The organism is Synechococcus sp. R8-2 (assembly GCF_047461715.1).
In the GTDB taxonomy this organism is placed as follows: Bacteria; Cyanobacteriota; Cyanobacteriia; order Thermostichales; family Thermostichaceae; genus Thermostichus.
In genome coordinates this window covers 1-12,158 of sequence record NZ_JANSHQ010000259.1, presented here as the reverse complement: position 1 = coordinate 12,158, position 12,158 = coordinate 1, and the positions used below count along the sequence as shown (strand labels likewise).

The 12,158-nt window shown below is 58.8% G+C and carries 13 protein-coding genes; 8 read left to right on the top strand and 5 right to left on the bottom strand.

Translation table 11 applies throughout. The features are described 5' to 3' along the window. On the top strand, nt 1-1,972 hold a 1,972-nt coding region (locus tag NW819_RS06870; protein WP_414413295.1), incomplete at its 5' end, for a translocation/assembly module TamB domain-containing protein. Nucleotides 1,973-2,052: 80 nt separating this feature from the next. Here NW819_RS06870 and NW819_RS06865 read toward each other — a convergent pair. Then, complete coding sequence (locus tag NW819_RS06865; RefSeq protein ID WP_011433772.1) at nt 2,053-2,355, bottom strand: Mo-dependent nitrogenase C-terminal domain-containing protein; 303 nt, start codon at nt 2,353-2,355, stop codon at nt 2,053-2,055. A gap of 651 nt (nt 2,356-3,006) precedes the next feature. On the opposite strand from NW819_RS06865, the gene bchB reads away from it, so the two are divergent. From bchB to coaD, 4 genes are all read left to right on the top strand, one after another. Next, nucleotides 3,007-4,539, top strand: coding sequence for a ferredoxin:protochlorophyllide reductase (ATP-dependent) subunit B (gene bchB / locus NW819_RS06860; RefSeq protein WP_414413294.1), 1,533 nt, complete (start codon nt 3,007-3,009; stop codon nt 4,537-4,539). A 56-nt stretch (nt 4,540-4,595) separates the two neighbouring features. Then, entirely contained in the window at nt 4,596-5,600 is a 1,005-nt protein-coding gene (gene galE, locus NW819_RS06855; RefSeq protein WP_414413296.1) for a UDP-glucose 4-epimerase GalE, read from the top strand. Between the two features lie 66 nt (nt 5,601-5,666). Next, a complete protein-coding gene (gene cutA / locus NW819_RS06850) occupies nt 5,667-6,002 on the top strand; it encodes a divalent-cation tolerance protein CutA (RefSeq protein ID WP_414413293.1) in 336 nt (111 codons plus the stop codon). A gap of 20 nt (nt 6,003-6,022) precedes the next feature. Continuing rightward, nucleotides 6,023-6,502, top strand: a complete 480-nt coding sequence (gene coaD, locus NW819_RS06845) for a pantetheine-phosphate adenylyltransferase (RefSeq protein ID WP_011433776.1) — start codon at nt 6,023-6,025, stop codon at nt 6,500-6,502. Between the two features lie 29 nt (nt 6,503-6,531). Here coaD and NW819_RS06840 read toward each other — a convergent pair whose 3' ends face one another. After that, nucleotides 6,532-6,891, bottom strand: a complete 360-nt coding sequence (locus NW819_RS06840; RefSeq protein WP_414350044.1) for a pentapeptide repeat-containing protein — start codon at nt 6,889-6,891, stop codon at nt 6,532-6,534. 491 nt (nt 6,892-7,382) lie between these two features. Here NW819_RS06840 and NW819_RS06835 point away from each other — a divergent pair, with 491 nt between their 5' ends. After that, on the top strand, nt 7,383-8,495 hold the full coding sequence (locus NW819_RS06835; RefSeq protein WP_414332294.1) for an ATP-dependent 6-phosphofructokinase: 1,113 nt from the start codon (nt 7,383-7,385) through the stop codon (nt 8,493-8,495). Here the strand turns inward: NW819_RS06835 and hpxZ are convergent. After that, nucleotides 8,447-8,884, bottom strand: coding sequence for an oxalurate catabolism protein HpxZ (hpxZ, locus tag NW819_RS06830; protein ID WP_414413292.1), 438 nt, complete (start codon nt 8,882-8,884; stop codon nt 8,447-8,449). The genes NW819_RS06835 and hpxZ overlap by 49 nt on opposite strands. 149 nt (nt 8,885-9,033) lie before the next feature. Continuing rightward, nucleotides 9,034-10,050: an FHA domain-containing protein gene (locus NW819_RS06825; protein ID WP_414344505.1), complete on the bottom strand. Its 1,017-nt coding sequence runs from the start codon at nt 10,048-10,050 to the stop codon at nt 9,034-9,036. Between the two features lie 178 nt (nt 10,051-10,228). Between NW819_RS06825 and NW819_RS06820 the strand changes: the two genes are divergently transcribed. Together NW819_RS06820 and NW819_RS06815 are read left to right on the top strand one after the other, a co-directional pair. Then, nucleotides 10,229-10,714, top strand: a complete 486-nt coding sequence (locus tag NW819_RS06820; protein ID WP_414413291.1) for a CGLD27 family protein — start codon at nt 10,229-10,231, stop codon at nt 10,712-10,714. A gap of 33 nt (nt 10,715-10,747) precedes the next feature. Next, nucleotides 10,748-11,680, top strand: a complete 933-nt coding sequence (locus NW819_RS06815) for a bifunctional riboflavin kinase/FAD synthetase (protein WP_414355748.1) — start codon at nt 10,748-10,750, stop codon at nt 11,678-11,680. A 6-nt stretch (nt 11,681-11,686) separates the two neighbouring features. On the opposite strand, the gene NW819_RS06810 is transcribed toward NW819_RS06815, so the two are convergent. Then, nucleotides 11,687-12,157 carry a molybdenum cofactor biosynthesis protein MoaE gene (locus tag NW819_RS06810; RefSeq protein WP_414413290.1) on the bottom strand — a complete coding sequence of 157 codons (471 nt, stop codon included), beginning with the start codon at nt 12,155-12,157 and terminating at the stop codon, nt 11,687-11,689. Nucleotide 12,158 lies beyond the last annotated feature (1 nt).

Here is a 12,158-nt window from a genome sequence, read left to right as displayed (position 1 = left end):
GTCAGCGGTGCGGAGCACTTTCCCGCCGCCCACGAGTCTGCGAGGGGAATTCCAAGCCAGCGTTAGCCTGGTCGGCAGCCTCAACCGGCCTAGCGTCAGCTTTTACCTTGAGGGCCAGAATTGGCAGGCAGAGGAGTTTGGCATCGAAAGCCTTACTGCCAGGGGCAGCCTGGCTGGAGATGCAGTGGTGTTGGAGCCGCTGCGGTTGCGCAGTGGCGAACGTCAAGCCCTTTTTGTGGGCAAGCTGGGCCTAGAGGAACAGTCGGGATCCTTGCAAATCCAAGGATTGCCTCTGGCTTTGCTGGACCGCTTCCTGCCAGAGGAGCTGGAGCTGCAGGGGGATCTCAACCTGGACGTGGAGCTGGCCGGCAACCTGCGGGATCCCCATGCCCGCGGATCCCTGACAGTGGTCAACGCCCAGATCAACCAGGTGCCGCTGCGGGAGGTGGGAGGACAATTTGACTACCAGCGGGGGCAGCTGCGCCTGGACGGCGCCCTGCTGGCCAATGGTGACGAACCCATTCGCCTCTTTGGCCTGGTGCCCTACACCCTGCCCTTTGCCGAGGTGCGGGCCGAATCCGACCAGATCGACCTCACCCTGCAAGCCAAGCATGGCGGTCTGCGCCTGATCAACCTCTTCACCGACCAGGTGCGCTGGGAAGGCGGCCAAAGCCAACTGGAGCTGGCCATCCGCGGCACCTTGCGAGAGCCCAGCCTGCAGGGGAACTTGAGCGTCAACTCGGGGATCCTCAAGCTGGCAGCCCTGCCGGAGCCCATTACCGACCTCACAGGCCAGATCGCCTTTAACCTCAATCAGCTGCAAGTCCAGGAGCTGCGGGGACAGTTGGGGGGTGGATCCCTTTTGGCTGAAGGCTTTTTGCCCGTCAACTCTCGCGGTGCCCTGCAGATGGACGAAACCTCGCCACCCTTAACTCTGCAACTCCAAGGGATCCAGCTCAACCTGCCCAGCCTCTACACTGGCCATCTGGACGGCGAGGTGGCTGTCAGAGGGCTGCTTCTGCAACCTTTGCTCGAGGGGCGGCTGGAGGTTTCTCAAGGGATCGTGGATGTCAGCCCCCGCCGGGCAGAACCTGAGGCCGCAACAGCTGCCGCCGGCTCGACTTCGCCGGATCCCTTCTGGCAGCCGCGGCTCAACGGACTGGAGCTGGTCTTGGGGCCAGGGATCCGCGTGCAGCGTCCCAATCTGTTTGAATTCAATGCTGCCGGCACCTTGCGCCTGTTTGGCACTCCCCAGGATCTGCGCCCAGCGGGCACCATTGCCCTAGAGCGAGGCCGCGTCAACCTGCCCCTTGCCAACTTTCGCCTGGATCGCTCCCGCTCCAATACCGCCACTTTTGACCTAGACAACCCCTTCGATCCCTTCCTGAACCTGCGCTTGATGACCCAGGCCATCGAGGTCTATCGCTTTCCCCAAGAGCTCTCCCCCTTTGACACCAACCGCAACCTGCCGGGATCCCAGCAGAGCATCGAGATTTTCGCCACGGTCAACGGGCGGGCCAGCCAGCTGGCTGAGGCGGATCCCCGCAACGGGGTTCTGGCCCTTTCCAGCAGCCCCAGCCGCTCCCCCGAAGAGATCGTCGCCCTCCTGGGAGGCACAGCTCTGGCCCGCCTCAACCCCGAAGCCGGAGTGGCCGGCCTGGCCGGAACTGCCTTGCTCAACGATGTGCTGGACACGCTGCGGGACACCCTGGGCCTAGACGAGGTGCGCATTAGCCCCGTCCCCCAGGTCGATAGCCGCGCTGCCAACCGCTCCTCGATAGGGCTAGCGCTGGAGGTGGCCCGCGATCTGGGGCCAGCCACTTCCATCTCGGTGCAGCGCAACCTAACGGATCCCTTTCAGCCCACCCGCTACAGCGCCCGCTACCGCCTCAACGAGCAAACCCTCACCCGCGCCAGCACCGACCTCGAGGGCAACAATGTCATTTCCATCGAGTTTGAGACCCGCTTCTAATGGGATCCGCTCCGGAGTTTGGCAGCAGGCTTTGGATGGCCAGGGATCCCTTGAAAAAAGATTTAGTGGAAAAAGCTGCCTTACAGGTAACGGCTAATGTCTTCTCCTCGCTCCGCCAAAAACGACAAGGCCCGGAAGCGCAGCCCTGCCACCTGGTCGTAGAGGGGGTTGAGCTTACACATGGGCGGAATGTGCATCACCTTATGGCCAAACAGCACCACATCTCGCTCAAAGGGGCAGCGGGCCGGGATCCACTGGCAAAGGAAATGGGCCAAGCGTGGATCGCGGATGCTAAAGTTATCCATAGCCGATTGAATGGGACGCAACGGAGCCTGCAACCAGTCGCGCAGGCGACCCGTGGACTTGAAAAGCACAGAAGTCATGGAACCAGGCAGCTCCTGAGGAGCTTTGCGAGCACGTTGCCAAGAAATCGTTGTGGAACCCATAAGCTTTCACCTCAACCTTTGAAGAAGCAGCAGCCTTTGGTCGGTTACGGCGCGCAAAATTACTAGCCATCGACAATTCTCTGTGTCGAGCTTGTATTCAGGGAAACATCAGCCATCTCTCTTCCCTCTGTTAGTCTGCCTTCTCCAACGGAAAGCTTGCTTCTGTAAACAAGAATCTCTGCTCAACGTTGTAGAGCTACATGTTTTGTCTCCAAAAGTTAACATGTAACGAAAAATACAAAAACTCCTCTGCTCTTGTCCACCAGCCGATTCCCTGTCAGGATCCCTGAAGTTCCTCAGCTTGGGCTCTGGAGCCAGATGGGTATCCATCGCTCCTATTTCTAGGATGGAACAAGCCCTTTGGGCGGAGTAGGGGGATCCCCGTAATCACACTTGCCTTGGCAGGGTTGTTTTTCTTTTGATCGAGTTTGGCTTGGGAGCGTCTCGGTTGGGAGTTACGGAGGATGACAGCCAAGGGATGCCGGCTGCTGAGCGTTCTACAATGCCAGGAGAGATTCCCAGCGGGTGCACATCCGGCGGTGGGTTGGGATCCTTGATTTTGTCTCTGGCTTTCTTGAGAGGCTGCCCATGAAATTGGCCTATTGGATGTACGCTGGCCCTGCCCATATCGGCACGCTGCGGGTGGCCAGTTCTTTCAAAAATGTTCACAGCATCATGCACGCCCCCCTTGGGGACGACTACTTCAACGTGATGCGTTCCATGTTGGAGCGAGAGCGGGATTTTACTCCGGTAACCACCAGCGTCGTTGACCGGCAGGTGTTGGCGCGGGGATCCGACGAAAAGGTGATTCGCAACATCGTCCGCAAAGACGGCGAGGAGCAGCCGGATCTGATCGTCGTCACCCCCACCTGCACCTCTAGCATTTTGCAGGAAGATCTGCATCACTTTGTCCGGCAGGCCCAGTTGGCCAGTCGCTGCGATGTGGTGCTGGCAGATGTCAACCACTACCGGGTTAACGAATTGCAGGCAGCGGATCGCACCCTGCACCAGATTGTGGAGTTCTACATCACCAAAGCTTGCAAAAGCGGGGAGTTAGACGGCCTGCCCCAAAAGACGGAGCGGCCTTCCTGTAACATCCTTGGCATTTCCACCCTAGGGTTTCACAATGCCCATGATCTGCGGGAGCTGAAGGTGCTACTGCGGGATCTGGGGATCCAGCTCAACCTGGTGATCCCGCAAGGGGCCAGTGTCCACGATCTCAAACACCTGGGGCGGGCTTGGTTTAATGTGGTGCCCTATCGGGAGCTGGGGCCGATGACAGCTCGCTATCTGCAGCAGGAATTCGGCATGCCTTACATTGAGATCACCCCGATGGGGGTGGTGGAAACGGCTCGCTTCATCCGCCAGATCCAGAAGATCCTAAACGAGCAAGGGATCCCTGTCGATTATGAAGCCTACATCCAGGAGCAAACCCTGCACATTTCCCAAGCGGCCTGGTTTTCCCGCTCCATCGACTGCCAAAACCTAACCGGCAAAAAAGCGGTGGTCTTCGGGGATTCCACCCACGCGGCAGCGATCACCAAGATCTTGGCCCGCGAGATGGGGATCCACGTGGTGTGGGCGGGCAGCTATTGCACCTACGATGGGGAGTGGTTCCAGGCAGAGGTGGGAGGGTATTGCGATCAGATCTTGATGACGGAGGATCACACCCGCGTGGCGGATGCGATTGCCCAGGCGGAACCTGCTGCGATTTTCGGCACCCAGATGGAGCGGCATGTGGGCAAACGGCTGCGGATCCCTTGTGGGGTCATCTCGGCCCCCATCCACGTGCAGGATTTCCCTATCGGCTACCGGCCCTTTTTGGGCTATGAGGGCGCCAACCAAATTGTGGACTTGATCTACAACTCCTTTACCCTGGGCATGGAGGATCATCTGCTGGAAATCTTCGGTGGCCACGACACCAAGGAGGTGATTCACAAGAGCCTGAGCGCCGATTCCGACCTCGTCTGGACGCGGGAAGCCCAGGCGGAGCTGAACAAGGTGCCCGGCTTTGTGCGCGGCAAGGTTAAACGCAACACCGAAAAATTTGCCCGCGAACGAGGCTTGACCGAGATCAGTGTGGAGGTCATGTACGCCGCCAAAGAAGCTTTTGGAGCTTGAAGGGATCCCGTTGACAACCTTTACCCTGGGTGGGATCTTCCATCTGACGTTTGCCTATGCGTCTCCTGGTTACCGGCGGGGCGGGCTACATCGGCAGCCACACTTGCAAAGCTCTGGCGGCCTCTGGCCATCTGCCCATCACTTACGACAACTTGGTTTACGGGCACCCCTGGGCAGTTCGCTGGGGGCCGTTGGAGATTGGGGATCTCGCCGACCGCCAGCGGCTTGATCAAGTCATCCAGCACTATTGCCCAGAAGGGGTGATCCACTTTGCTGCCTATGCCTATGTGGGCGAGTCGGTGAAGGATCCCGGCAAATACTACCGCAACAACGTGGCCGGATCCCTGAACTTGCTGGAGGCCATGCGGGATCACGGGATCCCTTACATAGTGTTCTCCAGCACCTGTGCCACTTATGGGGTGCCAGAGCGGATTCCCATTCCCGAAAGTCATCCGCAACGTCCCATCAACCCCTACGGCCAGAGCAAGCTAATGGTGGAGCAGATCTTGCAAGATTTCCAGGTTGCCCACGGGATCCGATCCATTAGCCTGCGCTACTTCAATGCCGCCGGAGCCGATCCCGATGGTGAAATTGGGGAGGCCCACGACCCGGAAACCCACTTGATCCCCTTGGTGTTGGAGGTCGCCGGAGGCCAACGTCCTCACATCACGGTTTTTGGAGATGACTACGATACCCCCGATGGCACCTGTATCCGCGACTACATTCACGTCACCGACCTGGCGCAAGCCCACGTGTTGGCGGTAGAAGCGCTGGCCTCTGGCCGACCCGTACCAGCAGCCTACAACCTGGGCAATGGCCAAGGCTTTTCCGTCAAAGAGGTCATTGCCACCGCAGCAGCCGTGACCGGAAAGCGGATCCCGGTGCAAATGGGAGCACGTCGACCTGGGGATCCCCCGCGCTTGGTGGGCGATGCCGGTGCCATCCTTCGCGATCTCAACTGGAAACCTCTCTACACCGACTTGGCCGAGATCATTCAAACTGCCTGGCGCTGGCACCAGAAGCGACCCTACTTTGGGAAAGCCAAGCCCTCGGTGAGCTAGGAACGCCTAGCCCGGCGGGCGATAGGATAGGGAGAAACCGCCCGGCTAACAACTTCCCCGCCCCGCATGGACGATAAGACCACACCCGATACCCTCGCGGTTGTCATGACCACGGTGGGATCCGAAACCGAGGCCCATCGCTTGGCTCATACCTTGGTGGCCGAACGTTATGTGGCCTGTGCCCAGGTCTTGCCCGGGATCACGTCCTACTATCGCTGGCAGGGATCCCTGCAGACCGATGCCGAGTTCCTCATCCTGCTCAAATTGCCCGCAACTGCCTACCCCCGCCTGGAACAACGGCTGCGAGAGCTGCACCCCTACGCTGAGCCCGAGATCCTGGCTCTGGCAGCCACTCAAGTGAGCACAACCTATTTGGCTTGGGCCCGAGACCAGGTAGGGTGAGGAATAGCACGAGGTTGGCCATGATCGCCCTCTACCCCGGCAGCTTTGACCCGATTACCCTTGGACATCTCGATGTTATCGAGCGGGCCAGCCGTCTTTTTTCCAAGGTAATCGTCGCCGTCTTGAAAAACCCCAACAAAACCCCTCTGTTCAGCCCCGAGCAGCGGCAGGCCCAGATTAGCCTGTCCACAGCCCATCTCAAAAATGTTGAAGTTGATACGTTTTCAGGTCTGACGGTGGCCTACGCCCGTCAACGGGGGGCAAAGGTGATCGTGCGCGGCTTGCGAGTTTTGTCGGACTTCGATGTGGAGCTGCAAATGGCCCACACCAACAAGCTGCTGGCTCCCGAACTGGAAACCTTGTTCCTTGCCACCGCCAGCGAGCACAGTTTTGTCAGCAGCAGCCTGGTGAAGGAGGTCGCCAAGCTGGGCGGCCCCATCGATCATCTGGTGCCCGCTCCGGTGATTCGAGATTTGCGGGAGCGCTTTCCCTTGGCCTGAGGGCTCAGGGATCCCCTCTCCTTCCCCAATCAAAATTCAAAGGGCTGCATCCCTGCCGTCACCGGATCAAACCCCACCGGGAAGCAGGTGCTGTGATTGTAGAGGGATCCCCTCAAATTGGCCCCTTCCAAGCAGGCTCCCTCAAGGTCGGCATAGCGCAGGTCGGCACAGCGCAGGTCGGCCTTTGCCAGATTGCTGCCCCGCAGGTTGGCGTAGCGCAGGTTAGCCCCATGCAAATCGGATCCCTCGAGATTGGCCCCTCGCAGATCGACCCCCCTCAAAAAGGCATACTCCAAGCAGGACTGGGGAAAATGGCGCTCTCCCTGCCGGTAGCGGCTGAGCAACTCTGAGGCCCCTTGTAGAGCACACTGGGCAATGGTTTGAGTCATGGTACTGCTCCCAAATCAGACTGGATGCCTTATCTCTATCCTCATCCCTATCATCGGGTTGACCAGGTTTTGATCATCCCTGCTTAACAAATAATTTCAGTTTTTGAGTGGATTGTTGCTCCCAAGTCTTTTTGATTGAAAAGATCTATCCTCAGAGATATCGAAGTCTTTCCTAATCGGCAGCTTGTGCGGCAATGTTTCTTAATCCTTTTTGTGAAGAATACTTAACGGCTGGGCTTGATCGCCAACCCCAAACCCCACCGGGAGCGCAAGCTGACCTGATCTTGCTGGGCTGTATGGATCCCTCAATTTCTTCTTTTTCAGCACTCCCCCAACCAGAAGGTGTTTCTCCAGAGCTGATTGAACCAAGATAATTGGGATAATGATCGACTGGATCACATCCGTAGTTTGCGATTGAGTAGGGATTCTCTGCAAGCGATATAGACCCTTATCTCTGTTCAGGATGTTCACCTTTCTTTAACTAGAGCTCTATGCCCAAACGTAAGCGAATCGGGATCCTCACCAGCGGCGGCGATTGTGGCGGCCTCAACGCCGTGATTCGAGCGGTGGTGCGGCGGGCCCGCGACTACGACATGGAAGTTTATGGCATCAAAGATGCGACGGCAGGACTGATGGCTCGACCGGTGGAGGCGGAGCTGCTGGATGTGAAGCGGGTTTCCGGCATTTTGCGCTACGGCGGCACCATCTTGGGTACCGTGAACAAAGGCAACCCCTTCGCCTACCCTATGCCCGACGGCAGCTTGGTGGATCGCTCGGCAGAGGTGATCACCGGCTACCACCGGCTTGGGTTGGATGCGCTGATCGGGGTGGGGGGGGATGGCAGCTTGGCCATTCTCCGGCAACTGGCCCTGCAGGGGGATTGGAACTTTGTCGGGATCCCCAAGACCATCGACAACGATGTCGGTGCCACCGAGTATTCGGTGGGGTTCAACACAGCTCTGAGCGTGGCTGTGGAAGCCCTAGATCAGCTCACCTACACGGCCATCAGCCACAGCCGAGTCATGGTCATGGAGGTGATGGGGCGGGATGCTGGCCACATTGCCATCAGCGCCGGCATTGCCGGGGGGGCGCATGTGATTTTGATCCCGGAAATTCCCTACAAGCTGGAGAATGTCTGCAAAAGAATCCGCGACCGCAAAGAGCGAGGCAATAACTTCAGCATTGTGGTGGTGGCAGAGGCGGTTCGCACCGAGTCGGGGGAGCCGGTGACCCACACCAACAGCCTGGGGCAGTCTCTCTACGGCGGCATTGGCCATTACATCGGCAACGAGATCGCCCTGCGCACCGGCATCGAGACGCGGGTTATGGTTTTGGGCCACCTGCAGCGGGGAGGTACGCCCTCTCCTCTGGATCGCCTGCTGGGAGCAGCCTTTGGGGTGGCTGCTGTGGACTTGATCGCCCAAGGCAAATACGACCGCATGGTGGCCTGGCAAAATCGGCGGGTGGTGGATGTGCCCCTGGCAGAGGCCATCTCCCAGTATCGGCGGGTGGAGGTGGATGGGGCTTTGATCGCCACGGCCATTGGGCTGAATACCTACGTGGGCGAGGTGGATCCGCAGCTTTTGCGCAGCATTTCCCCCTGATCTTCCGGCAAAAAGGACACGTGGGCAGAGACGATCTTCCAGCCGATATCGGGGAACCTGTACCACATCTGGCTTTGGCGGCCCAAGCGAGGGATCCCGTTCACCGGACGGCGAAACTCTAAGGTGACCGAGCCGCAATCCGCCCCAAAGGTGACTACCTGCAAACGCAGCATCTCGCGGGCCAAATTCGTGGGAGGACGCCGTTGGCGAAAAGCCTTGATCTCGTCTCCCCCGTAGAGATTTTCCCCCACACCAAAGCGCACCACCTGGGGGCCATCCCAAAACAGGCGGTTCAGGGTGGGCACATCATTGCTCGTCAGGGCAGCTTCGTACTGATGGTAGAGTTCGGTTAGCTCTGCCACCACCTCGGGGCGATTGACCAGAGTCATGGGCCAGGCTCTTGTGCAGTCGAAATGGGCCTTGCCATCTTATCGGCTCAAGGAGCAGCAGGAGGTTCTAAAAGAACAGCGGGATCCCCCACCTTGCTCTGTCAGACAGCAGACAGCGGCAAGACATCTCCGGGTAGTCGGATCCAAGTCTAGGGGCTGAGAACGGCTTGCAAAGACCGCACATCGCAGTAGTACACCTGATGGCGGTGGGCATACCCCTTCAGCTCCACAGCCTGATGGGAGAAGCAGGCGGCTGCCTGCCCCAGCTGTTTAGCCAAGCAGGTATAGGTGTCCTGGCTGATCGCCAGGTCGGCGTTGAGGGTGCGGGTAGCGCTCTCGATGCGAAAGGCCAAATTCACCGTATCTCCCAGAGCCGTATATTCTTGGCGGGTGTTGTTGCCCACCTGGCGCACGATTGCCGAGCCTGTGTTAACCCCTGCCCCCAGACGAATGGGAGAAGGCAGCGGAAACTCACCGTTCAGTTGCTCGGTCATTTGAAACAGCTTCGCTATGGCCTGCAAAACCGACTTCACATCGAGGTGAATTCCCGGCACTTCCGTGCCCAGAGAAGCAGTGTTGGCTTGGGGCACATGGAACCAAACGGCCATAATCGCATCGCCAATGTATTTATCGACAGTGCCCCCGTACTGCTGAATGATATCCCCACCCCGCCGGAACCAATCTCCCATCACCTGGGAAAGCAGGCGCTCGTCCAGTTGTTGAGTCAGTTGTCCGTAACCTCGCACATCGACCACCGCCACCGAGATCAGCCAGCGGGTTTGTAAAACCAGGGTGTCCGAAGGTTTGGCCGCGGGGCTGGGTTCTGAGCTGGCCAGGGATCCGCTGTGGAACTCCAGCTGGGATTGTCCAAGGGTGAGGTGATCCCCATCCTGCAGCAGGGTGGGAATGCTGACGCGGCGATTGTTGACAAACGAGCCGTTGCGGCTGCCCAGATCGATGAGATAGATGCTGTTGTTGTCGAGGTATTGCAGCAGGGCATGTTGGCGGGAAACGCTGGGATCGCTCAAGACGATGGCGTTGTCTTCATCGCGGCCTAGGGTCCAAGCGGTCGCTCCCGAGAGAATGTGTTTCCTCTGGCTGCCATCCGGCTCTTTTAAGATCACGTAGGGCGCGGCGGTGGCGGCAGATTCGCCTGTGACGCTCATGATGAGATGAATTCTAGACGCGACCACACTTTAATACGATACCCCGCTTGCCTTCGGTTGATGGGGGGTATCCGGGCTCGATTTCTGAGCCGCCTCTGCTGGGAGATGGAGGTCTGAGGATGGGCTTGGCGGGGGGCCGACCCGACCGGTATCATTTTGTGTAGATACGTTAAGGCGTATGCTGGATCCCTTCCATCCCATCCCCCCTGAGCAGCAGCCGCTCCGGCAGTATGCAGAGCTGAGGGAGGCCTTTCCTTTTTCCTGGCCCGCTTTGGAGTGGATCCCTTACTTAAAACGAATCTTTGGGGTTTGGGGAGCTGTTGTGCTGGCGGTTTCCCCGCTGGTTTGGAGCAGCTTTGCCGGAGATTGGGGCCACTTTGTCTCTGGGTCGGTGCTGGGGGCCAATGTCTTGCTCGGCCTGGTGTTGCTCCATCTCTACTTGGGATGGGCTTATGTGCGGCGGCGCTTGGTACAAGCCCAGATTCCCTATGAAGAAAGTGGCTGGTACGATGGGGCGATGTATGCCAAGTCAGAAGAGGAGCTGGCTCAGCATCGGCTGATTGTCAGGTATCAGATTGATCCTGTGTTGCAGCGCCTGCGACGGAGCTTGTGGGGCGTAGTGGGCTTGAGTGGGTTGGTGGCCCTGCTGTGGCCTCTGGGGTAGGCAGTTGGTTGGCTGTTTTTAGGATCCCGGACAGTGCACATCACTTCTGATCTGGCTCAAACCTTGCGACCCACCGCTGTGGCCATCGGGAACTTCGATGGCTTACATCTGGGCCATCAGAAGGTGCTGCAGCCGATTCGAGATTCTCTTCAGGGGGTACGTACTGTCCTCACCTTTCATCCCCATCCCCAGGAAGTCTTGACGAGGCGGCCTCAGCTGTTGCTCACTCCCCCTGCCGAAAAGCTGGATCTGTTGGCGCAAATGGGCTTTGAGCAGGTGGTACTGCTCCCCTTCACCCCTGCATTTGCCTGCCAGCCCCCCCAAGAGTTCATCCAAACGGTACTTGAACAGGGCCTGCGCGTTCGCCATCTCAGCGTCGGTTGGGATTTTTGCTTTGGTCACCGTCGCTCCGGCAACGCCCAAACGCTCCAGGCTTGGGGATCCGAGCGCTGCATTCCGGTGGAGGTGATCCCGGAGGCGAAACTGAACGGGGAACGGGTGAGCAGCTCTCGCATTCGAGCTGCCTTGGCGACTGGGGAGGTGTCCACCGCCGAAGCGCTCTTGGGTCGTCCTTACCGGCTAACGGGAGAAGTGGTGCAAGGGGATCAGCGGGGCCGACAACTGGGCTTTCCCACCGCCAACCTCCGCTTGCCTCCGGAGAAGTTTTTGCCCCGCGATGGGGTGTACAGCGTTTGGGTGGATGTGCCTGCTGCTGCGGCAGCTCTACCTGGGGTGATGAACATTGGCCATCGGCCCACGTTTGCCGGTTTACAGCACACCGTCGAGGTGCATCTATTGGATTGGACAGGAGATCTCTACGGGCAAGAGGTGCGGGTGGCGCTACGGGGCTTTATCCGCCCAGAGCGGAGATTTCCCACGGTGGCAGATTTGATTCAGCAAATTCAGCAAGATTGCCAAACAGCCCGCCAGCAATTGGGTTTGGCTGAGCAAGTGGGTATGGTGTAGGGGGATCTATGCCGAAGAGAGCTCGCAAGCGCCAAGGCTCACCCAGGCGCTGGTGCCATCTCGCCAGTATTCTTTTTTCCAGATGGGGGCGTTGTGCTTGAGGGTGTCGATGGCAAATTGGCAGGCAGCAAACCCTTCGGCCCGATGAGGGGTGCCCACCGCCACCAAGACGCTGATCTCGCCAATGCGCAGCTTGCCGATGCGGTGGTGGATGACCACACTGTTGGCATCTGGCCAGCGCTGCTGAATTTGTCGGGCAATATCGGCGAAGACCTTCAGAGCCATGGGCTCGTAGGCTTGGTATTCCAGGTAATCGACAGGGCGGCCATTGGTGTTGTCTCGAACAGTGCCGCTCATCACCACCACAGCTCCATTGCCCGGATGGGAGGCCTCTTGGTGGACACGGTCGATGAACAGGGGAGCCAGGGTGATCTGGAAGGAAGTCTTCAGGACGGTCAGGAGCATGACTCTAGTCAAT